Source organism: Pseudomonas sp. LS_2, from assembly GCF_042709235.1.
Taxonomy (GTDB): domain Bacteria; phylum Pseudomonadota; class Gammaproteobacteria; order Pseudomonadales; family Pseudomonadaceae; genus Aquipseudomonas.
Genome location: NZ_JAVAYC010000004.1, coordinates 117,192 through 140,319, shown reverse-complemented (window position 1 = coordinate 140,319; position 23,128 = coordinate 117,192). Strand labels below are relative to the sequence as shown.

At 52.5% G+C, this 23,128-nt stretch carries 16 protein-coding genes and 2 pseudogenes; 8 read left to right on the top strand and 10 right to left on the bottom strand.

The window, feature by feature from the left end; genetic code table 11:
• Nucleotides 1–107 precede the first annotated feature (107 nt).
• Nucleotides 108–1,529 carry a diguanylate cyclase gene (locus RAC97_RS05210; RefSeq protein ID WP_375097723.1) on the top strand — a complete coding sequence of 474 codons (1,422 nt, stop codon included), beginning with the start codon at nt 108–110 and terminating at the stop codon, nt 1,527–1,529.
• Nucleotides 1,530–2,023: 494 nt separating this feature from the next.
• Here RAC97_RS05210 and RAC97_RS05205 read toward each other — a convergent pair whose 3' ends face one another.
• Entirely contained in the window at nt 2,024–2,515 is a 492-nt protein-coding gene (locus RAC97_RS05205; protein ID WP_375097722.1) for a GNAT family N-acetyltransferase, read from the bottom strand.
• Nucleotides 2,516–2,701: 186 nt separating this feature from the next.
• On the opposite strand from RAC97_RS05205, the gene RAC97_RS05200 reads away from it, so the two are divergent.
• On the top strand, nt 2,702–3,724 hold the full coding sequence (locus RAC97_RS05200) for an alpha/beta fold hydrolase (protein ID WP_375097721.1): 1,023 nt from the start codon (nt 2,702–2,704) through the stop codon (nt 3,722–3,724).
• Between the two features lie 122 nt (nt 3,725–3,846).
• Here the strand turns inward: RAC97_RS05200 and RAC97_RS05195 are convergent.
• Nucleotides 3,847–3,984 (bottom strand): annotated as a pseudogene (locus RAC97_RS05195) (quinone oxidoreductase); the annotation flags it as partial.
• Nucleotides 3,985–4,378: 394 nt separating this feature from the next.
• Here RAC97_RS05195 and RAC97_RS05190 point away from each other — a divergent pair.
• On the top strand, nt 4,379–5,626 hold the full coding sequence (locus tag RAC97_RS05190; RefSeq protein ID WP_044047250.1) for an integrase arm-type DNA-binding domain-containing protein: 1,248 nt from the start codon (nt 4,379–4,381) through the stop codon (nt 5,624–5,626).
• 390 nt (nt 5,627–6,016) lie between these two features.
• Here RAC97_RS05190 and RAC97_RS05185 read toward each other — a convergent pair whose 3' ends face one another.
• The 3 genes and pseudogenes from RAC97_RS05185 to RAC97_RS05175 form a co-directional block, all read right to left on the bottom strand.
• The gene (locus RAC97_RS05185; protein WP_375097720.1) at nt 6,017–6,943 is read right to left on the bottom strand and encodes a LysR family transcriptional regulator; all 927 of its coding nucleotides are present in this window, start codon (nt 6,941–6,943) and stop codon (nt 6,017–6,019) included.
• A gap of 344 nt (nt 6,944–7,287) precedes the next feature.
• Nucleotides 7,288–7,953, bottom strand: a pseudogene (locus tag RAC97_RS05180) (DsbA family protein).
• Nucleotides 7,950–8,552: an NADPH-dependent FMN reductase gene (locus tag RAC97_RS05175; protein ID WP_375097719.1), complete on the bottom strand. Its 603-nt coding sequence runs from the start codon at nt 8,550–8,552 to the stop codon at nt 7,950–7,952. The pseudogene RAC97_RS05180 and the gene RAC97_RS05175 overlap by 4 nt, the downstream one beginning before the upstream one ends.
• 75 nt (nt 8,553–8,627) lie before the next feature.
• Here RAC97_RS05175 and RAC97_RS05170 point away from each other — a divergent pair, with 75 nt between their 5' ends.
• Complete coding sequence (locus tag RAC97_RS05170; protein ID WP_202883336.1) at nt 8,628–9,047, top strand: helix-turn-helix domain-containing protein; 420 nt, start codon at nt 8,628–8,630, stop codon at nt 9,045–9,047.
• 156 nt (nt 9,048–9,203) lie between these two features.
• Here RAC97_RS05170 and RAC97_RS05165 read toward each other — a convergent pair whose 3' ends face one another.
• From RAC97_RS05165 to RAC97_RS05145, 5 genes are all read right to left on the bottom strand, one after another.
• Nucleotides 9,204–10,817 (bottom strand): PQQ-dependent sugar dehydrogenase, encoded by a 1,614-nt coding sequence (locus RAC97_RS05165; RefSeq protein ID WP_375097718.1) that lies wholly within the window; start codon nt 10,815–10,817, stop codon nt 9,204–9,206.
• Nucleotides 10,818–11,251: 434 nt separating this feature from the next.
• Complete coding sequence (locus tag RAC97_RS05160; RefSeq protein WP_375097717.1) at nt 11,252–14,404, bottom strand: efflux RND transporter permease subunit; 3,153 nt, start codon at nt 14,402–14,404, stop codon at nt 11,252–11,254.
• Nucleotides 14,405–14,431: 27 nt separating this feature from the next.
• Nucleotides 14,432–15,685 (bottom strand): efflux RND transporter periplasmic adaptor subunit, encoded by a 1,254-nt coding sequence (locus RAC97_RS05155; RefSeq protein WP_375097716.1) that lies wholly within the window; start codon nt 15,683–15,685, stop codon nt 14,432–14,434.
• Between the two features lie 797 nt (nt 15,686–16,482).
• On the bottom strand, nt 16,483–17,388 hold the full coding sequence (locus tag RAC97_RS05150) for a LysR family transcriptional regulator (RefSeq protein ID WP_375097715.1): 906 nt from the start codon (nt 17,386–17,388) through the stop codon (nt 16,483–16,485).
• 719 nt (nt 17,389–18,107) lie between these two features.
• On the bottom strand, nt 18,108–18,878 hold the full coding sequence (locus RAC97_RS05145; protein ID WP_375097714.1) for an SDR family NAD(P)-dependent oxidoreductase: 771 nt from the start codon (nt 18,876–18,878) through the stop codon (nt 18,108–18,110).
• 103 nt (nt 18,879–18,981) lie between these two features.
• Between RAC97_RS05145 and RAC97_RS05140 the strand changes: the two genes are divergently transcribed.
• From RAC97_RS05140 to RAC97_RS05125, 4 genes are all read left to right on the top strand, one after another.
• Nucleotides 18,982–19,866, top strand: a complete 885-nt coding sequence (locus RAC97_RS05140) for a LysR family transcriptional regulator (protein WP_375097713.1) — start codon at nt 18,982–18,984, stop codon at nt 19,864–19,866.
• 31 nt (nt 19,867–19,897) lie between these two features.
• A complete protein-coding gene (locus RAC97_RS05135; RefSeq protein ID WP_375097712.1) occupies nt 19,898–20,842 on the top strand; it encodes a LysR family transcriptional regulator in 945 nt (314 codons plus the stop codon).
• A 134-nt stretch (nt 20,843–20,976) separates the two neighbouring features.
• Entirely contained in the window at nt 20,977–21,759 is a 783-nt protein-coding gene (locus RAC97_RS05130; protein ID WP_375097711.1) for an SDR family oxidoreductase, read from the top strand.
• A gap of 104 nt (nt 21,760–21,863) precedes the next feature.
• Nucleotides 21,864–23,102 (top strand): NAD(P)-dependent alcohol dehydrogenase, encoded by a 1,239-nt coding sequence (locus RAC97_RS05125; protein ID WP_375097710.1) that lies wholly within the window; start codon nt 21,864–21,866, stop codon nt 23,100–23,102.
• Nucleotides 23,103–23,128 lie beyond the last annotated feature (26 nt).

Sequence of the window (23,128 nt, the reverse complement as noted above, 5' to 3'; positions counted from 1 at the left end):
TGATCGGCCGCAAATAATATCTAATTGACATCAATTAGCCGACTGCAACACACTGGCGCCACTGTGGTCCAGGTGCCTACCGCTGTCGTCCTGGTTTTCCTCTGCGCTTGTCGGTCGAGCTCATGGTGTTTCCAGCCCAATCGCGCCTGTTCCCTCCGCTTCTGCTGTTCGGCCTGACGTTGGCCCTGGCATTGGGCGGCATCCTTGCGCGGCCTATCGAGTCGCTCTCGTTGTTCTGGCCGGTCAATGCGGTACTCGCCGGCCTGTTGCTGCGTCAACCGCGCCTGGCCAGCGTGCCGGGCCTGGGCCTGATGTACCTGGCCATGGTCAGCGCCGACTTGGCTACTGGCAGCGACTGGCTGCCAGCGCTGTGGTTCAACCTCTGCAACCTGGGCGCCGTCGTCACCATCTGGCGCCTCCTGGCCCGCCTGCCGCGCCAACACCGACGCCTGCGCACGCCCCACGGCGTACTGCGCCTGTTCGCAGCCTGCGCCGCGGCGGGCGCGGTGGCCGCCAGCCTGGCCTGCGTGGTGGCCACACCCTGGTTCGACCAATCGTTGCAGGCCACCTGGCTGGCCTGGTTCAGCGAACAGTTCTCCACCAGCGTGCTGGTACTGCCCATCCTGCTCACCGCCCCGTCGCCACGTGCCTGGATGCGCGGCTCCGGTCAGCGCCTCCGCCTGGCCCCGTTGCTGGTGTTGCTGGCCTCCCTGGTGGTGAGCCTGCTCTTCGGCGGCCCTGGGGCGATCGCCTTTCCGGTGTCGGCGCTGCTGTGGTGCGCGCTGAGCTATTCACCGTTCCTGCTGTCGCTGCTGACCCTCACTGCGGGCAGCACGCTGATCGTCGCCGTGGCGCAGAACCTGATGCATTTCAGCGTGCCGCAGAGCGAGGCCGGGGTGAGTGCGCTGATGTCCGCGCGCTTGGGCATCGCCATGCTGGTGCTCGGCCCGCTGGTGCTGGCCTGCATCAACAGCGCCAACCGCAGCCTGCTGGCGCGCCTTGCACGCCAGGCGACCATCGACCATCTCACCGGTGCCATGACCCGCAGTGCCTTCACCCAACAGGCCGTCGCCCTGCTCGACCGGCGCGAGCGCCTGGCGCCAAGCGTACCGTTGACCCTGATGATGCTCGACATCGACCATTTCAAGGCGATCAACGACCAGCATGGCCATGCCGTCGGCGACATGGTGCTGCGCCAGTTCGCCCGCACGGTGCAGGAGAACCTGCACGAAAGCGAGCTGTTCGCCCGGCTCGGCGGCGAGGAGTTCGTCATCGTGCTGCCGGGGCTGGCCGTTGAGCAATCGGAGTTCACCGCCGAGCGCTTGCGCCGCGCCGTGCAGGACATGCAGGTAATGCACGAGGAACAGCCGCTGCGCATCACGGTCAGTATTGGTGTCGCCGGTTGCGCCGCGCAGGCCAGGCGCAGCCTGGACACGCTGCTGGCCGATGCCGACCAGGCGCTCTACCGCGCCAAGGCCCACGGGCGCAATCGCGTGGAGCAGGCCAAGGGCCAGCGGCAGGTCATTTGAGCCTGCGGGCTGCCCATGGATGCTGTACAAATTCTGCTCAATTTAACAAAGGCCGCTACAGACTTGGCTTGTAGCGTTTTATCCACAGACCTACCCACGTTTTTTGTGGACAGATTTCCCAGTGCGGATAACGACTTATCTCACACTCCGCAGCGCAGCATCCGCCAACCTGGCCAAGTCCAACCACTCACTCGCACGAACCTTTGACCCGGTATGCGCAGTGATGGCCACAAGCGCCTCGAGCCCGTCTCGCAGGTAGACGGGCTTGGGGTAAAGCGTAAGAAAGGGAAGCTGCAATCAACCCGGCGGGATAGTGCCCAGCAGGCCAACCAGCAATGTCACCAGCAGAAAACCACCCAGGAACAGCGAGAGCTTGCCCATCGGAACCTCCACAATGTGTTGACGGTACAGGGCCATTGTCCGCCTCGCACTGATACGGTTACAGATTCAGGTTGGCGATAAAAAACCGTATCAGATGGGGTTCGCAGTGGGCCTCACAGCGCCATCACCATCTCATGCCAGGCCATGCCGCCATGGTCCGACGCCGAAGGCCGCACATAGCGGTAGCCCATCTTCTCGTACAGGCCCACGTGTCGGTCCTTGCACATCAGGTGGATGCTTGCCTTGCCGCGCTCGCGCATCTGCGACACGAAGCGCGTCATCAACTGCGTCGAGTAGCCCTGGCCCTGGAAGGCGGGGTCCAGCACCACCGACATGATCACCACGTTCGGCGCCTGGGCGTCATGGCCGACCAACTCCTTGAAGGCTTCATCGGACATCACCACCTCATGGGCGCAACCACTGTTGATGAAGCCGATCACCTGTCCGTCCAGCTCCAGCACCAGGAACCCCTCGGGGTACTGGGCGATGCGCAGGGCGATCTTTTCCTGGGTGGCCGCTTCGTCACCTTCGTAGGCCGTGGTTTCGATCTGGAAGCAACGCTGTGCGTCCTGGGGAGTGGCGGCGCGGAAGATTGGGCTGCTCATGGTTAATCCGTGGTTAAAGTGAACGCGGCATGCTAGCGGATTTTCTTGCAGCCAGCTTTTGTATCGCAGTGTGTATGAAACTTCGCCCGACACGCAGGAAAACACATCACGGCCAAGCCGACACATTGGCGATACAGCCACCCACTCTACTGACGCCACCCCCATTGCCCTACCGGAGACCGTCAGATGAACCCCTTCTTCAAACCCTCGGCCTTGCTCGCCTGCATGCTCGTACCGCTGGGCCTGTTGGCCAGTGGCGTTACCAGCGCGGCCACCACGCCGGAAAAAACCGCTCAGGTAGCCGCCGCCTCGACCTTCGGCCCGCTCAAGCACATCAAGGCCGGTGAATTGAACGTCGCCTATGTCGAGCAAGGCCCGGCCGATGGCCCGGTGGTGATCCTGCTGCACGGCTGGCCATACGACATCCACAGCTACGAGGAAGTCGCCCCGCTGCTGGCCGCGCAAGGTTACCGGGTACTGGTGCCGTCCATCCGCGGCTATGGCGAAACCCGCTTCCTCTCCGAACAAACCCCACGCAATGCCCAGCCCGCCGCACTGGCCAGCGATGTGATCGCCTTCATGGACGCTCTGCACGTGCAACGCGCCGTGCTGGCAGGCTTCGACTGGGGCGCGCGTTCGGCGGACATCGTCGCCGCCTTGTGGCCCGAGCGGGTCAAGGCATTGGTGGCCGTCAGCGGCTACCTCATCAGCAGCCAGGAGGCCGCCAAGGCGCCGCTGCCGCCGAGTGCCGAGCTGCAATGGTGGTACCAGTACTACTTCGCCACCGAGCGTGGCCGTGCTGGCTACGAGCAGAACCGCCAGGCGTTCGCCAAGTTGATCTGGCAGCTCGCCTCGCCCAAATGGGCCTTCGACGACGCCACATTCGAGCGCAGTGCCAAGGGCCTGGACAACCCCGACCAAGTGGCAATCACCGTCAACAACTACCGCTGGCGTCTGGGCCTGGCCCAGGGCGAGGCCAAGTACGACGCGCTGGAAGCCAAGCTGGCCACCTTCCCCAGTATCAGCGTGCCGACCATCACCATCGAAGGCGACGCCAACGGCGCCCCCCACCCGCCGGCCGAGGCCTATGCCAAGCGCTTCACCGGCAAGTACGAGCATCGAGTGTTCACCGGCGGCATCGGGCACAACCCGCCGCATGAGGCGCCGAAGGCGTTCGTCAAGGCGGTGGTGGACGCAGATCGCCTTTGAGGGCATCACGATCGTGATGGGAGCAACCATAGCGCTCGGGACCCAAGCTGGCGCGGCACCACAGGCCGCGCTGGAACCGCCCGGGAAAGCGCTTTGTCCACTCCCGCTCTCGCCCGAAGCGTCTACGAGCGGCCAGCAATATGCAGGACGGTCTTGCCCTGGCCCCGGCCTTCGGCGACCTGGCTCATGGCCTGGTTGGCCTCGTCCAGGACGGCAGCTTCACGCAGGATCTCACCATGGTGCTCACGTCCTGCGCCTGAGCGACCACAACGAAGACCTGCTGCTGGAGAACATCGACCTGGCGATCCGCATCGGCGTGCTGCGGGTGGGACGTTCGTGGCGTTCTTGCGGGAGTGTTTTGGGTGAGTGGCGGAAAAGGCGGAGAGAAAAGAGCGCTATTCTTGCGCGTTCAGAAACGCAAAAAGCCCTGAATAATCAGGGCTTTGAATATGGCGGAAGCGTAGTCATTCGAAGTGTGTTTCCACCCCCGACCACCGGCATCCAAAACCCGACGCCCGGGCGCTCTAGAACGGCATATTTGGGGTAGCTTAAATGTTGCCGCAGTCTTCTAGCTTCCGCCCAGTTCCGCCTGTTTCCAGGCTACGAGTGGGGGACCAAATGGGGGACCGGATTCAAAGATCGGAGGTCAACACCATGCCCAAGCTCACCGCGAAATTGATAGAAAACCTCAAGGATTATGGCAAGTACGATGATGGCGATGGCCTGCGCCTTGTCATTCGAAAGTCTGGAAAAGCGTGGGTGCTGCGCTACCAGCTTGCAGGCAAGCGCAAGGAAATCGGCTTGGGCCCTTACCCTCACTATGGATTGAAGGAGGCGCGCTCCCGCGCCGACACTCACAGAGCATTGATTCGTGAGGGTATCGACCCTCTGACACACAAGGCTGATGCACTCCAGCAGGCTGAGGCTGCGCGGGTTGCTCGGGAGATGAATCTTGAAAACACCTTCCGCGCTTGTGCAGTGGACTACATCGAAGCCCATAGAGCTGGCTGGAAAAACGCAAAACACGCGCAACAGTGGGTCAACACACTCACTACCTATGCATTCCCCTTTATCGGAGAAAAGCCAGTCGACGAAGTTGAAACAGACGATATCTTGAAGATTCTGAATCCAATATGGACCGCTAAGCCTGAGACAGCGGCCAGGGTCAGAAACCGGCTAGAGCTTGTTCTCGATGCAGCCAAAGCACGCCGGCTGCGCACGGGTGAAAACTCCGCTCGCTGGCGAGGTCACTTGGACAAGCTTCTACCTAGAAGAAGGCTGGCAGACCGTGGTAATCATCCCGCTCTACCCTGGGAGCAATTGCCAGCCTTCATGGCAGAACTAGAGCATTCCAGGGACCTTAGTTCAACTGCGGTGAAGTTAACCGTACTGTGCGCTTTACGCACAAGCGAAGTGATAGGTGGGTATTGGGAAGAAGTTGACCTGGACGAAGAAATTTGGACTATTCCGTCTTCCCGAATGAAAGCCGGGCGCCAGCATCGAGTACCGTTATCTAAAGCCGCCCTTCATACGCTCAGATGCCTGAAGGCTGAAAGCAAAAGCGGGTTGCTTTTCCCAGGTCGGAGCATTGGTCGACCGCTCTCGAACATGGCAATGCTACAAAAAATACGCGGTATGGATGAGAAATCCTTAGCCAACGACGGACCAGGCTGGCGCAACGAAGCTGGCGAAGTCATCACCATGCATGGTTTTCGATCAAGTTTCAGAGACTGGGCCGCCGAGACAACTAACTTCGCCAACATCGTTCCTGAAATGGCCTTGGCGCACAAAATCAGTAATGCGACTGAAGCAGCGTATCGACGAGGCGATCTGCTAGAAAAACGAAAACAGCTTATGGAGGAATGGGCTCGCTATGCACTGTCAGGTTGCAAAGAAACCTGACAAAGGCAAGGTGCTGCCCGAATTGAATTAGGGGATGGAAACGAGACTCGCATCGGGCTTGCGAGCCATTGAAATAGAAAAAGTTTCCGCTATTCCTTGAACAGGAATAGCCTCAATTCTGGACTCATCCTACATCGCTGGCAAGCAGTAGATAAAAACGATGCAGGATCTCAAGAGAGCGGATCGTGGCTTGACCATATTCAACCGCTTGGTATCGATGCCGGAGTGAGGAGCGTAGCCTGCGAAGGCTTGCGTCACACGAAAAAATGGCACTGGTCACGATCCTGTGCGGCGGCCATCGTGGATGAAGAGTACTGCCAACTCATAGATCGAGAGTCAATTTCGAATCACCGATGTGAAATAAAACATAGATAGAATTCATTCATGCTCCTAATGAAAAGCTTTTAACATACTGATCAACTCTGCGAGCCCCGGTGCCATTTGCCGACCACGAGGATAATAGAGCCGGAACGGCGGCGTATCTAAAGCCCAATCAGAAAGCACATTCACCAAACTTCCGCTAGCCAAATACTCAGCCACCCGGAATTGCAAACAATATAAAATACCGACACCAGTCAGCGCCAGTTCCACACCAAGCGCTGTTTCATTGACACACAGTCTTCCCGATACCTCAACGATCACCGACTCATCACCCTTACAAAACTCCCAATTACATGTTGAGCCAGCCCCAATATTAATCTTAATGCACTCGTGAACTCTCAGATCTGACGGCACCTCAATGGGTGGCCGTACAGAAATATAGTCTGGAGCAGCGACAGCTATCCAGCGTAGCCCACGACCGATATGGATGGTTATAAAGTTTTCAGGGGCTGTGTTAGCATACCCAACACCGGCATCAAATCCGGCTGAAACGATATCAAAAGCTCGATTACATACCTCAACCTCCACAGCCATTTCTGGATATCGTTGAATAAAATCCGGTAAGACTTTAGCCATTACTATCCGCGCACTGTCGCTCAATATATTTAATCGGAGTTTTCCTATCGGCCGTCCACGGCGCTGGTTGATATCTGACAATGCCTCCGTGATTTCTTGGAACGCTGCTCTCAAACGCAGAGCAAAAGTTGCGCCCACCTCAGTAGGTACAACGGATCTGCTGGTTCGATTAAACAATCTCATGCCAAGTCGTGCTTCAAGATTAGTGATAGCATGACTGACAGCTGAGGGGGATAGCCCGTGCTGACGCGCAGCTTTAGAGAAATTGCGTGTTTTCTCAACTGTCACAAAGAGATTCAAATCGGCAAGATCAGCTCTGGCCAGACTCTGACTCAAGGTAAATTTGGATAGACGAGCCATCATACCTCCTTCGTTGATAAGGCCCCAAAGTCTGACTAAAGCACTAAGAAAACCACCCAAGCAAATACGATAGGAAAGTCCAAATCAGAATGGGATTGAAGACCCTTTATTAAATAGTGCTGCTAAAAACCACGGAAACAGGTTAAATCTCCTTACCGGACTCATCTCGAAAACTTAAGCCCCCAAAAATCAAACTGCGATATTTATTCAGATAAAGCACCTCATAGTTCGGCAATCGCCAAAATTATTAGCCCACCGAAAAACCACCAACATTCGTTAGCATAGTACAGACACCACTTAAACCAAGGATGGCTGCACTATGCGCGAGTTTTATAGTGGGCTGTTCAACTTGCCCCTAGGCGTAGCGCCTCGGCACATTGTAACGCTCCCTGAAACACTTCGGGTAACTGAACTCCAGAGATAGTTAAATTTTTATTGAACAAGCAGAATGGAACACCAGTTATACCAGACTCAACGGCTCGGACATGGTCAACACGTACATCACCGATATATATGCAGTCTCGCAGTGCTGCGAGCAACTGACTAGAGTCAAGCCCCATCTCACCACCTAAATCAGCTACTACATCCACGACATTAGGGTTAAGACCTCGTACCAAATAGGCCTTAAGCAATGCTTCCCTCATTGCAACTTGGCTCCCATACGTCTTGGCAAAATGAAGCGCCTGATGCGCGAGCAACATGTTCGCTGGGCGCAACGCTTCGTAATCAAAGACTAGACCTCCATCTGCTGCGACCTTTGTCACATAGGAGAACATGGCCTTAGCGTCTGAAATGGGAAATATTTATACTCAGTAAGGAATTCAGCCTGAGGGCCTAAGTAATCCGTTGTGGTAATCCGTTGTGGTTTCTACTTCCATTTGAAAAGAATGACACTCCATCCGAACTTTTGCGCCATAGTTAACAAGCGCCCGTTCTAGTCGCTGCTTGCCAATATAGCACCAGGGGCAAGCGATATCCGACCATATATCGATCTCTACCAGCTTTCTCATTTGCTATCCTTATCCACTCTGGCAGCCATCGTTGCTCGGGACCACCACACGAGTTCATCTAACGAATTTTTTGCGGACAACAAAAGGCTTTTCTCGATCTCTTCAATTGATACATGTACACCAAAAGCTGGGTGAACGGAGAAGAAGTCTGCCCCACCGATGTTGACCGTATGTCGCGTGGACACCATTTGAAGAGCCGTTGAAATCGTACGCAAATTTTCGACCGCTCGCACGCCTCCAGTTCCGCCATAGGCGATAGCGGTAAAAGGTTTGTAATTCCACTCGATGTAGGCCTGATCAAGAGCATTCTTTAAAACCGCAGGGATGGCGAAGTTGTATTCCGCCACAACGAAGATAAAACCATCGAATCTTCGCAGGGTTTGCTGCCAGCGCACGACCTCAGCATTCTGGCTTGGCATAAACAGGTTGGTTGCTACCTCGTCGAAGAATGGCAGTGGATAGTCACGGAGATCCAGGACCTCGACGTCCAGATCTTCTCGTGCCTGGGCTTGCCGCAGCATCCACTGTGCAGGGACATCCGCGAAGCGCGTGGGGCGAGTGGAACCGATGATGAGGGCAATGCGGGGTTTGGGATTCATGAAGAACTCACTTAAGATGGTTACCTTGGGAAACCAGATTTAAAATCGTTCCTATAAATCCCACAAGGAGGCACCATGTCGACACAAGGTAACCAAGAAGAAACCTTAGGCTGTGAGCACTTCGTTAGCATGCTTGGGCGAGTAAGCGACAAATGGTCACTACTCGTCATCCATGCATTAGACAGCGGCCCGCTTCGATTCAATGCGCTTCGCCGGGATGTGGGTGCAATCAGCCAAAAGGTACTGGCCTCGACACTGCGCGGACTCGAAGAAATCGGTTTTGTCTCAAGAACGGTCACACCAGTCACACCACCTCAAGTTGAATATGCTCTGACAGCCCTAGGCCTCGACTTTGTTCCCCCAGTGCGTGCATTAGCCACATGGGTTCTGGACAACAGCGAACGCATGGAGGCCGCTAAAGTCGCGTTTCACGAACGTCGTCTTTCTGCTGAGACCCAATCGTCCCATACGAGCAGGGTTCTTGTGGAGCGATGAGTCGAAATCATTTGTAAATTGCCAACAAGTAGATGCATAAGCTATTGACTGATGGTCGTTACCTTTCCTTCATCAGCGGCACTAGAAAATAGTCGCGGCTGCTGTAGATTGTGACGAATGTCGATTTTCAAATAAATTTAGCGAACGGGAACGGATTCATTTTATCGTAGCAGGCACCATACGCAACAATTTCGCATTTTCTCCATCTGTGAGAACATAGATCGCACCATCTTGTCCAACTTTTATGTCTCGAAAGCGCTCGCCGAGCTCCGCTAGTAGCCGTTCCTCTTTCATAACCAGACCATTTTTTCGAATAATTCGCCGAACACTTTTATCCTTCAGCGTCGCAACAAAAATATTACTATGCCATTCTTCAAAGAGATGCTCCTCATAGATCACGAGACGTGAGGGCGCAATAGACGGCGTCCATTCGAATAGGGGGGCTCGATAATCAGCAGAACTAAAAAAAGGCGAAATCCTGGCGAATGAGTAGTCAACACCGGCAGAAACTATCGGCCAGCCGTAATTCCCTCCAGCCACAATTATATTTAATTCATCTCCCCCACGAGGGCCGTGCTCAACGGATAATACCTCCTTGCCAGAGCGCGCCACAGTTATTCCCTGAGGATTCCGGTGCCCCATGCTATAGATTTCAGGTAACCCATCGGATAGATTGTGATAAGGATCTCCTGTAAAAATATCAACATCGGCCCTAATCCGAACAATTTTTCCAAAAGAGCTGAGCTGATTCTGCGCTTCGCTCCTAAGCTCACCATCTCCTATCGTAAGCAAAATTGTTCTATCGGGCAAAAAAGCCAGTGCACCTCCGTTGTTGCCATCATTGGATTTAAGACTGCCGCTAAACAGTGTATGAAAATCTTCCAATCTATCTAGAACCAGCTTCGCCCTGACAAGTCGAGTTCCCATCAATTCATTATCCGCATAAACCATTGTGAAATATACGTAGTTGTTCGAAGAGAATTCAGGATCGACGAGCACATCCATTAAGCGCCCCGGACTTCGATCTACGCGCACACCGGGCAAACCCTCCAAGGACAAATAACTGACTAGCCCATTGCGTCGAACTAAAATAAGGCGACCCGCGCGCTCTGTCACTAAGGTGCTGCCATCCGGCAAAAATGCGAGTGACCAGGGATGGTGAAGTCCACCGACTACCGTCTGAAGCATGTATCCAGAGGCATTGGTTACTGTAACCTTCTCGTTAGCTCTTGGCGCAAAAAACCAAAATGCGAGCGCTGATAAAATCCCGACAACGATCATGGCATAAGTCAGTAGGATCAGACGACGCTGAGAATTACGAATCCAGTACTCCCCGAAGTTTAGGTATCTGTACGTTAATCCCGCCAACAAGCCGACCAGACACATGGCTATTCGCCCTGAAGTATGTTCGGTTGCGACGATTAAGTTGGGCATGGGCGTTATGAAACTCATCGCCCAGAAGAAAGCCCAGAATCCAAAAAAACCGGCGACCGAATAAAGCCATGACCACCACTTAATAGAGAAAGCACGGCTCAGTAAATGTGTAGCCACTAGAGCCGGCGTGAGCCCCCCCATGGCAATCGCACTCATGACAAGGCTAAATCGAGCAAGATCTTCTAGTGAGACCTGAATGCGTAAAGGTACAGGTACGGGCACATTCAACCCACCAAGGGTACTTAGATTAATCTGCGTTTGAACAACGCTGCCGAGCAAACCAGCAAGGATGGAGACGATGCCAATCGCAAGCGCAGAGCGGAGAAAATAGTTCATAATCGTGTGCCCCTGTAATTAGCGACGAAGTAGCGCGTCGGCACGAACCAACTAGACCTGGATTTTCAACAACTGGACTTGCTTACAATATCCGCATGACAGACGCTATTTTTATTACAATCCATAAACTTCTCAACCCCATACTTTGCCCGAAGTAAATCGCCGGAATAACATGCAGCTTTACTATTTAAAAGTACCACTACCCTACTTTCCCACGCCAGGGCCTACAGCCACAAACATCGAAACCAAACTCAGCCTTTTTATAGCCCTCTCACGTGGAGCCCATAAAGGATGGCGAACTTATCTGAATACATTCTAGGAGAGTCTCCAGGCCAAAGGTTCATGAAGTAGACTGCTAGGGAGGTTGCAGGATGCATCCTCCAAGCAGCCTAAACGAAAAGGATTGAAGTTGAAGCTAATTCATTTTTTTCATATCAGTGCTCACCAGAAGCATGGGGAAAGCCAGAGCTGCTTCTCTCAGCGGCCGCTTTAGTAGATAGCTTGCTGACCAACACAAAGAATAGCGGTGTCATAAAGATTGCCAGGATAGTCGCTCCCAGCATACCGCCGATTACTCCTGTGCCGATCGCATTTTGGCTTGCAGCTCCTGCGCCATTTTTGAATACAAGAGGAAGAACACCGAGTATAAACGCGAGAGACGTCATAATAATCGGACGCAAACGCATGCGTGCGGCCTCAACTGCAGCCTCAACTACACCAAAACCTTTCAACTGGAGCTCACGTGCAAATTCGACGATGAGCACAGCGTTTTTGGCGGAAAGCCCTACCGTAGTCAATAATGCAACCTGAAAGAATACATCATTATCAAGACCTTTTAATGTAGCTGCCAGCACTGTACCTAGAACCCCCAGTGGCACAACCATAATAACTGAGGCAGGGATTGACCAACTTTCATAAAGGGCAGCTAAGCAAAGGAAGACTACAAGGACAGACAGCGCATAGAGAATGGGAGCCTGTGCCCCAGATTGTCTCTCTTGATATGAAAGACCGGTCCATTCATAGCCTACACCAGGCGGAAGCTCTTTCATTAGCGCCTCCATTGCTCCCATCGCCTCACCTGTAGAGCTACCGAAGGATGGATTTCCGAGAATCTGAACAGCTGATTGACCGTTATACCGCTCTAACTTCGGAGAGCCAAAGCTCCAGGCAAAACTGGTGAATGCACTGAAGGGCACCATCTCTCCATCGCGATTTCGCAGTGACCAATCATTGAGGTTCTCGGGGGTCATCCGCCACTTAGCGTCACCCTGCACAAACACCCGCTTAATACGATTATCGAGGTCCAAAAAGTTATTCACATACGATGAGCCCCACGCGATCGCAAACGCTTGATCGATATCGCTAGCAGTTAGACCGAGCGCACCGGCCTTTGCTCGATCGACGTTTACTCTAAACTTTGATGTGCCGGCCAAACCGTTCGCACGAACTTGTTTAAGTGCTGGACTCTCATTCGCCTTATCAATCAATTGGTCGCGAGCTTCAAGTAGCGCTTCATGCCCCACTCCGCCCTGGTCGACGAGGTATAAATCAAATCCCGAGGCGCTCCCCATTTCGGGAATAGATGGCGGTGTACCAGCGATAATTATCGCGTCTTTATATTCTGCAAACCGCGCATTTATACGTGCGGCAAGCGCCTGAACTGTTTCACTATCTTCTCCGCGCTGCGCATAGTCTTTCATCTGAACAAATATTAAACCAGAGTTCTGCCCTCGACCGGAGAAGCTGTAACCATTGATTTCCCAAGTCGATTCAACTATGTCCGACTCTTCATTTCGCAAGTAAGCACTTACCTCATCCACGACCTGAGTCGTGCGTTGTTGGGTTGCGCCTGCAGGCAACTGCATGATCACAAACATCTGCCCTTGATCCTCTTCCGGGAGGAACGATGTAGGCAGCCGCATGAAAAGAAAGCCAACGACAACAATCAATATCAGGTACAACGACATCCAGCGGTTTTTTTTCTGGATAACACCTTTAACTCCACGCTGATAACCTTGCTGACCTCGATCAAAAATGCGGTTGAACCAAGCAAAGAATCCTGTTGCCCGATTACTAACTGTATGTTTAGCGGGCTTAAGCAAGGTCGCGCAAAGAGCGGGAGTAAGAACCAGTGCGGTTAACACCGATAGAATCATAGCGACTACAATAGTCAATGAAAACTGCCGATAAATCGCACCAACCGAGCCGCTTGAAAATGCAACCGGAACGAAGACGGCAGATATAACAATAGCAATCCCTATCAACGCACCTGAAATTTGCCCCATGGCTTTGCGAGTAGCTTCTTTAGGCCCAAGCCCCTCTTCCGTCATTACTCGCTCAACGTTTTCCACCACGACAATAGCGTCATCAACAAGAAGGCCAATGGCAAGCACCATGCCGAACATAGTGAGCGTATTTATCGAAAATCCAGCGGCTGCCATTATCGCAAAAGTTCCGGACAACACAACCGGAACCGCAATTGTTGGAATTAGAGTGGCACGAATATTTTGCAGGAATAGATAAATAACAAGGAAGACTAACGCAATCCCTTCAACCAAGGTTTCTACAACCCCTTGGATCGATGCCTTCACGAAAGGGGATGAATCTTGAGGATAACGAACCTCCATCCCTGGAGGAAAAAATGGCTCTAGTTGGCTTATTCGGTCTTTAACCGCCGCGGCCACCTTCAATGCATTAGCACCTGGAGCTAATTGAATACCCATGGCCGATGATGGCTGGCCGTTGTACTCCACGGTATAGTTGTAATCCTCGCCAGCGAGCTCTACCCGGGCAACATCTTTAATTCGAACCTGAGAACCGTCGGGCTCCACTCTTAGAAGAACATCCTCAAACTCTTTGGGAGTTCTTAATAATGTTGCTTGCGTAATAGTGGCTTGAACCATTTGTCCTGGGACAGCAGGCGTACCGCCCAAAGTCCCACCGGCGATCTGAACATTCTGGGCTGCAATTGCAGCGGTGACATCCGTGGCATTAATGCTATGACTAGTCAGCTTGGCCGCGTCTAACCACACACGCATCGCAAATTGCCTACCATACAACTGCACAGTCCCTACACCATCAACTCGGCTAAGTTGGTCCTGCACATTCGCAGCGAGGTAATTAGATAGTTGATCCCTATTCATACTTCCATCTGGCGATACAAATGAGATAGCAAGCAATGTATTGTTACTTGATTTTGTGACCCTAATGCCACTTTGTTGCACGGTCGGTGGCAGTCGTGGAGTGGCCAGCTGTAGCTTATTCTGCACTTGAACCTGCGCTATATCCGCATCAGTTCCTGGTGCAAAGGTCAGGGTTATCTGCGTATTGCCAAAGTCATCGCTCTCAGATGCCATATATAGAAGGCCATCAAGGCCATTCATTTGCTGCTCAATAAGCTGCGTGACTGTGTTCTCCGCGGTGCTAGCAGAGGCCCCGGGGTACTCGGCGCGAATTTGAATGGTCGGCGGTGCAATCGTTGGATATTGGGCAACCGGCAGCGAAAAAATTGCCGCCACACCCGCCAACATCAACAGGATGGCCAATACCCATGCAAAAATAGGTCGATCAATAAAGAAATTAGACATACGGTGATAATTCGCTTTTTAGTGTGATCATTGCTCACGCGATGCAGTCTTCAGCGTGAAGGCATCACCAGTTAATGCAGGCGGCACAGTTGCTGCAACAGTAGTAACTTGAACACCTGGTCTGACTTTTTGAACGCCCTGAACGACTACTCGATCACCAGGCTTGACTCCCCCAGTCACAATCCAATCAGCACCGTGGGTTCCTGCCGTTGTCAGCACAGCTTGGGCGATTTTTTCGTCATTTCCCACGACCAGTGCTATTGGCCTGCCACTTTGATCATGGGTTATGCCAGTCTGGGGGACCAGCATCGCTGCATGGTTCACACCCTCTTGAATACGGGCACGCACAAACATTCCTGGCAAGAGAAGATGATTTTTATTCGGGAAAACTGCTCTCAATGTTACCGCTCCCGTTCCTCGTTCAACGCTGATATCTGAGAATTGTAGTTCTCCTTTCTCATCGTATGCCCTGCCTGTTTCGAGCATAAGATCAACTTTCGGCGAGCCCTCCCTTTCCACCTCAAGTCGCCCCTCTAAAATATCCGTACGAAATCGCAAACCTTCGGAACTTGATTGCACGAGGTCGACATAAATTGGGTCAAGTTGCTGGACTGTCGCTAGGAGAGTGGCTTCGCTTGCGCGCACAAAAGCACCCTCCGTAACTTCGGATACACCGATGCGCCCGGATACCGGAGACACGACTTGAGTATGATCAAGATTGATTTGAGCCAGTGCGACCGCTGAGCGACCAGCGGCGACGTCCGCAGCTGCCTGACCTTGAGCCGCAACCGCGTTTTCGTAGGTTTGTTTGCTCACTGCGTTGCCCTCAAGCAAGTTGCGATATCTCGCAACGTCCGCATTCTGGGCAGTGAGGTTTGCTTGTGCCCTTGCGAGAATAGCTTTAGCGTTGTCCAAAGCTACTACGTATGGAGCGGGATCAATCTTGAAGAGTGTCTGTCCCTTTTCAACGTTTTGCCCTTCAATGAACTCTCGCTTCAATACTATGCCGTCGACGCGCGCTCGGACCTGAGACACTGTCATAGGGCTCGTCCGTCCAGGAAGGTATGAGAAGACAGGTACTGGTGTTGCAGCCACCGTCACCACACCCACTTCAGGAATACTCGCTTGAGGTGCATTCTTTTCTTGCTCACCACAACCAGCAAGAATCAACGCAAGAAAAGTCGACATCATGATAAATCTGGAATGAATATTTCGTAACAATTTATTCGCCCTTATACTGAATGAAAATATCGAGAGGCGTTTAATTGCTAAAAACGCCATTTAGGATTTGGAGTCGATCGAATTCAGTATCAGCAGAGCTGCGTTAGGGAGCGCCCTCCACTTTTCGATCTGTATTGATCGACCTATCTAAACGATAAGCCGGCCAAAGCCAAACTGTGAGCCATCTCGAAAATGCTTCAAGCGCTCACCAAGTGCCATTTGGCCGGCACAGCTAGGAGGTTTTAGTCTAAGTGAAAGAGACGAGCAGAAGGAATCGCACAGTTTGATGATGCAATGAGCTTAGCTCATCAATATGTCCGATTTCTCTCAATTGAAACGCGAAAAAAGGCTAGCACACGATAATCGCGAGAATATCGATCACTCGCTGCACAACCTTCATGTGTCATCTGGGCCTCCCACCGACGTGAAATACCCAAGAAGCTATACTTGAAGTGAGAGTTATTAAAAAACCCCAAGAAGCAAACAAACTGCCATGACATCATTCAGGGAGTAAGCTCTACTGAAAGCTAGCAGACTGCAAACTCGACTATATCGCTACTCGAATGACTATCAGCAGCCAACATAAATACAGGCATACAACAAGCGCCGAATCGGTTCGCTAGGTAGGTCGCAGCTCGCCGATTCAACTCAAGCTACTTTTCGGACTTTCGTACAATACTAGCGAACTGGTAGACCCTCCACACTTTTCAGCCGACTATGGAGGAGAAGCTCAAATGCGGAATTTAAAACTTAAATGATTTAACTCTGTAGCTTAATTTACGTGCCGTGAAAATTAAACGCTGCCCCACCAAACAAAAAACTGAAATCGAAGTGTAAAAACCTAGTCGAACGCAAAATCATCCAAGCGGACCAAGCTCTTTAATCAATTTAATCAAGAGCACAACCCCTATAGGAACCTGGCGTCTACTCGAATAATAAATATGATATCCCTCACCCAAGGGTGACCAATCGCCTAAAACCAACTTCAGCGATCCATCCTTCACATGAGCCTTTACATCCCATTCGTTCATGTAGACGAGTGCAGCATCACTCAGCGCAAACTTCATTGCGAGAGAACCATCATCCACTATAACGGGGCCAGGAACAGAGATCGCAATTTTCTCATCGGCCTTCTCAAACTCCCATCGATAGAGGCGCTCGTCACCTAGCCTTATTTGTACACACCGATGCTGCATCAAATCTTCCGGTCGCATGGGTATGCCATATCGATCAAAGTAGGCAGGAGTTCCAGCAACAACCCAGCGAGTATCTGGTGACAACCGTTGGGCGACCATATCTTCTGGAACAGTCCCACCATATCGAATCCCAGCGTCGAACCCTTGGGCGGTGACATCTATCATTCGATTGGTAACGCTTATATCCACCAGTATATTGGGGTATCTGTCAAAAAAAATCGGCAGCACTGGAGCGATTATGGCTTCAGAAGCTCCAGCCGGTACATTTAGACGAATATGACCAGAGGGCGTTTCACTTAAACGAGTTAAGCCGTCGACTGCTTGCGAGATGGCTTGAAAGTGTGGACTCAAAGTATCCCGCAACTCTTCGCCGGCAGCCGTCAACGTGACGCTACGACTGGTACGGTTCAGCAACCTGAGATTGAGCCGCTCTTCCAGTCCCTTTAGAGAGTGACTCACCGCTGAAGCAGTAATTCCAAGTTCTATGGCCGCACGCCGAAAGTTCAAGTGCCGAGCCACGGTCAGAAAATAGGAGAGATCCGCGAAATCAGATCTATTAAACTTCATTTTGAGCCATCCGACATAAAGAGCCCTACCGCTATTGCACCTGCGCGCACCTCATCAACTCAAGCGTACAGATCACATGCACGCCCAATATTCTATATTTTAGTCGATAGTGATTACGATTTTAGGACTGCTTCGGTTGTGCCTGACTGCATCGTGACGCAATGCCTGTCTGTTAAGGTCAAGAAACTCCAGGTTTAGAATCATTTCAAAAATTCCTTATTCGGCTTAAATGGTAATTTTATTCAGCGCTTAGCGCACTATCGCTAAGCAATGCATCTAGATGATATTCCTCTGATGGACTCATAAGCCATATCGAAAACTATTTCTTCCATGTACGCACCAGTACACGATGCCAAAATTATACTGCCTTGGCACAGGCATCTAGGATTAACTCAATACAAGCACATTGTCAAGATCATCTTTTCGACAGTTACGCAAACCTCAGTACTAAAGGCTCGCGCAGTATAAATTGCTACATCTTTCCACCTACTTTGACACAAACTTTTCGCTACTTCCAAGTAACCATAATAAGACCACTAAGGTCGCTGAGCGTAAAAATCAAGATTTTTCTCAATTTCAATCATAGCGTAGTGCCCATACTATCGAACCCTACTAGAGATTCACAATCGAACGGATACTTTTCGGGTTAGTTAGCCGGAGTCATTACTTATATACCATCCGGCTATAAGGCATGCCGGCTAATTAATCACCGGGCTCAATTATGCGATAGAATACCCCCCGTCAATTAGCAGGCCATGTCCAGAAACAAAGGATGAATCGTCTGAGGCCAGGAATGCAACAGTTGCCGCAACTTCACGCGCTACACCCGCACGCCCCGGCACTGTGGATGCCGCAAAGTCGTCCTTTGCTTCACTGCTTGGCCAGATACGGTCCTGGAACGGGGTATCGATAATTCCAGGATTCACGGCATTTACGCGAATACCCTGCTTAAACAGCTCGATTGACGCAGTCTTGGTCAATCCCAAGACTGCGTGCTTGCTTGCAATATACAAGCCTGCGTTGGCAAAACCTATTACCCCCCCCATGGAGGCATTGTTGATGATCGTTCCGCTTCCCTGCGCAAGCATCATTTTTGCTTGATATTTCATCGACCAAAAAACGCCACGTACGTTTGCATTAAAAATTTGATCATAGATCTCGGTCGTTTGATCGATAAACGGCGTAAACTCACCTTCAGTGCCAGCGTTGTTGAATGCTATGTCAATGCGACCATAAGTCGAAACCGTAGTATCTACAAGGTCAATGACGTCCTGCTCTACGTTGATATCCGCTACAACGGCGGTCGCCTCAAACCCCTCCAATTTGATCTCATCCACCAACGCCACGAGCTCCGAGCTTCTTCGAGCACTGGCAACGACTTTCGCACCTCGACGAGCGAGCTCAATTGCCGTAGCTCGCCCGATGCCAGAGCTCGCCCCAGTAACCAATGCAACTTTACCCTCGAGGGTCTTGAACGGTTTGCTAGTCATTTCTGTTCCTATGATGGTGAACGTTCGGAGGGGACATTTTGGGTAAGCACATAGATAGGATAAAGAGTAAAATATCGACATCGGTTGTGAATTGGACATACAAATGAACGGTTATGAGCTTGCAGACCTGGAGATGTTCCTCGCTGTCGCCCAGCACAAAAGCTTTAGCAAAGCTGCTTTGCAGCGAGGCGTAGCCGCGTCTGCAGTGAGCTACGCGGTGCGCCGCTTAGAGCAGCGTGTTGGGGTACGGCTCTTCCATCGAACGACACGTAGCGTTGCGCTAACCGAAGCCGGCGAGCGATTTCAAAGTGATCTAGGCCCAGCCTTCGGTCAGATCAAGACTGCACTGGAAGGGCTGAACTCCTATCGAGATACCCCGTTTGGCACCGTCCGGCTCAACATACCCAACTCGGTTGCACCCGCCGTCCTGGATGAGGTATTGGGCAAGGTCCTGAGTGAGAATCCAGGCCTTCACTTGGACATCGTTGCGACAGACCGCCTGACTGACATCGTTCAGGAGGGCTTTGATGCGGGTATCCGGTTTGGAGAAAGGCTTTCCCAAGATATGGTTGCCGTCCGCATAAAGACAAATCTGCGGTTCGCAGTTGTAGGTACGCCCGAATATCTTAAGGGCCACCCCCGCCCTATGACGCCCAAAGACTTGACTGCCCACAACTGCATACGATACCGCTTTCCGAGCGGCGCCATGCTGAATTGGGAATTTCAGCGCAACGCTGAAAAGCTCCATGTTGAAGTGCAGGGCTCACTGACTCTTGACGACCAGGAGTTAATGGTAAAAGCCGCCCTTCAAAATTGCGGGTTGGCATTTGTCTGGGATTTTCGAGTGCTGCGGTACATCGAAAGTGGCGCGCTGGTTCGCGTGCTCGAAGACTGGTGCTCCGTGGACGACACTTTGTATCTTTATTATCCGAGTCAACGACACCTGTCTGCCGGCCTCAAAGCAGTCATCGCGGCGCTACGCGCCTAGCCAATGTCGTACTTTCCTTAGGTCAAATCACATGGACGAGTTCAAAAGTATCTCCACTTTTATCCTCGCGGCTGAGCTGCTGAGCTTCCGTGCGGCAGCGGAAGCACAGTCATCGACACCACAAGCAGTCAGCAAGGCCGTACAACAACTTGAGCGTACACTGGGGGTGCGTCTTTTCCATCGTACGACCCGCAAGATCTCACTGACCGATGAAGGCGCACGTCTGTTGAAATCCGCCAAGCCGAACCTTGATGGGTTACGTAATGCACTAGCACAGGCCCGCAACGCTGTGAGCGATGTTGAGGGGCTTATTCGGCTGAGCGCAGCAGGCGCAGTCGGGCGGCGTGTACTTATGCCCTTGATAATGGAGTTTCAGGCTCGGCATCCGCTAGTGCATTTCGACCTGATCGTGGACGACGGCTTTACCGACCTTGTCGCCGAACGCATCGACGTAGGCTTCCGCGCCGGCAACCAGCCAGATGCTCAGGTCGTTGCGCGTAGGCTCTTCGACATTCAACTGATTGTTTGCGCGACCTCCGAGTACCTACGGGCGTACGGTGCTCCGAGAAATCTGATCGACCTATCTAATCACCGCTGCTCTGGCTATCGCCAACGCGGAAATGGCCGCGCCATGGCATGGGAGTTCAAAACAGCAGGAGGAGAAAAATTCGTTGATGTCTCGCCGGTTTTGACTAGCAGCGATTCAGAAACAGAGATGCATGCGGTGCTATCCGGTAAGGTCCTCGGCCAAATTGACAGTATCAATGCTGCTGCTGCATTGCGAGCGGGCGAACTAATCCCTGTGATGCTGAATACGCTCAGTGAACGCATGGGCCTGTACATCTATTATGCTCAAAGAGCAGATATGCCAGCGCGCATCCGCACCTTCATTGACTTCGCGATTGAGAAGCTCTTGGAAAGCAAGGAATTTTGCCTCCCACAGCAGGAGTTGAAGCATCTTGCTAGTTGCATTTGACACGCGCTCTTGAGCCCTAATTGACAACTGGGGGTTGTCTCTAAAACGCTTCGCAGCTGATCGATATGCCAAAGCCTCTGCCCTAAAGTTGCTGTCACAGCGGACGCCCGTCGTGTCCGGATTTAGGAAAGATCATGGCTCACATATCCAATCTAATCACTCGCAATCTGGAAGGCCGCGTTGCCGTCATCACAGGCGCTTCCAGTGGCATCGGTCAAGCCGCAGCTAAGGTGCTGTCAGCCCGTGGCGCAAAAGTCGCAGTTCTGGCGCGTCGTAAGGACAAGCTCGATACACTGGTTGAAGAAATTGTCGCAGCAGGAGGCGAGGCCTTCGCTGTTGAGGTGGATGTTACTAACCAGATATCGGTAGACAAGGCTGCCACTGAGGTTGAAGCGCACTTCGGTCCGGCCGATCTTGTCTTCAACAACGCTGGCATCATGCTACCTGGCCCTGTGGAAGAACGGAATCTGCCTGAATGGGAAAAGCAGATTGACCTAAACGTGACCGGAGTGATGCGGGTTATCCATGCTTTTATTCCCCAGTTAACCCAAGCCGTCGCTGCAGGCAACACCGTCGACCTCATCAACACATCGTCAATCGCAGGTCAGTATCTGTACCCGTACTTTGCAGTCTATACCGCGACGAAAGCCTATGTGAGTCACCTGACTCGCAATCTTCGCCTAGAACTAGGCCCCAAAGATATCCGTGTTTCGATGATTGAACCGGGCATCGTTGCCACCGAGCTCCAAGGGCATGTCACTTTCCAGGGAGCCAAGGACTGGCTGGAGTCCGCAAGCCAGACTATCGAATTCCTGCAACCCCAAGACGTGGCCGAAGTCGTTGCCTTCCTCGCGGCGCAGCCACGACACGTCAACCTGCAGCAAGTCGTTGTGATGCCAACCCGTCAGGGCATCTGAGCACCACCACCACCAGGCGCTGCGACGGGTTTGCTGGTGCTGCTGTTGCGTATAGCGGCTGCGGCATCTATCCGGATCTCACTCTTCAAACTGGACTCACTTCCATGACAGATTTTGATAAAGATAAGCTAGTCCCTGTCGGTAACACGCGGCGACAATTTATCGGCTCTGCGGCCGAGTTTGCCGCTGGTTTGGCTGTGCTCTCAGCGATTCCGGGTTATGCCGTTGCCGCATCCCCGAGCGTTTTGGGGGCAGCGGGTCCCGGTACCATCCCGGCCCTTGCGTTCGGCGTAAGCAAAGCCGGTGGTCTGTTAACCAGACTGCCAGTACGGCGACGTGCCCTCGGCGCGAATGATGTACATATCGAAGTCGCCTACTGTGGAGTATGCCATACCGACTGGCACTGGCTGACAGGAGATTGGCAAGGCGGAAGCTTCCCGATGGTGCCTGGCCACGAAATCGCAGGTCGGGTCGTAGCGGTCGGTGGCCGAGTTACGAAATACAAGGTGGGCGACACAGTAGGAGTAGGAAATTATGTGGATTCTTGCAGGACCTGTGGTCCCTGCCGAAACTGGCGTGAGATTTACTGCGAGAACAATCCAAGCTGGACCTACAACGGCCAAGAACGCAAGCACCGTTCCATAACCCCCAACGGTGACCCGACATTCGGAGGCTATTCAACAGCAATGGTGGTAGACGAAAACTACGTCCTCAAGATTCCTGAAACCATTAGCCTACAAGCAGCGGCTCCGCTACTGTGCGCTGGTATCACCACCTACTCCCCACTAATGCAACGCAAGGTTGGACCTGGTCATCGAGTTGGCATCGCTGGGTTTGGTGGTCTTGGTCATGTTGGAACTCAGATTGCCAAAGCAATGGGGGCTGATGTTACCGTCTTCACCTCATCGGCCTGGAAGAAAGAAGATGCACGTCGTCTTGGTGCCAACACCGTTGTGCTGACATCCGATGCAGCGGCCATGGAAAAAGCAAAAGGAAGTATCGATACGCTACTTGACACCATTCCGGCAGCGCACGACCTCAATGCGCAAATGCAACTGACGGCTCTTGACGGGCATGTATGGGTGCTAGGTGCTGTGGGTGCGGCCCGTATGCCGCAAGGCGTCAGCGGCGGCCTGATGGGGAGCATGAATCGGAGTATCTCAAGCTCTTATTGCGGTGGCATCAAAGAAACACAGGAGATGCTCGATTTCTGCGGAAGGCACGGCATTGGGGCGCAAGTCGAAGTTATCGCTCCTCAAGCAGTGAATAGTACACGAGAAAGAATCGAGTCAAAGCAGGTCCGCTACCGAACTGTTCTCGACATGAGTCAAGCAACCGTCTAATGGGAAAGCCCAGTGCAGATGAAATG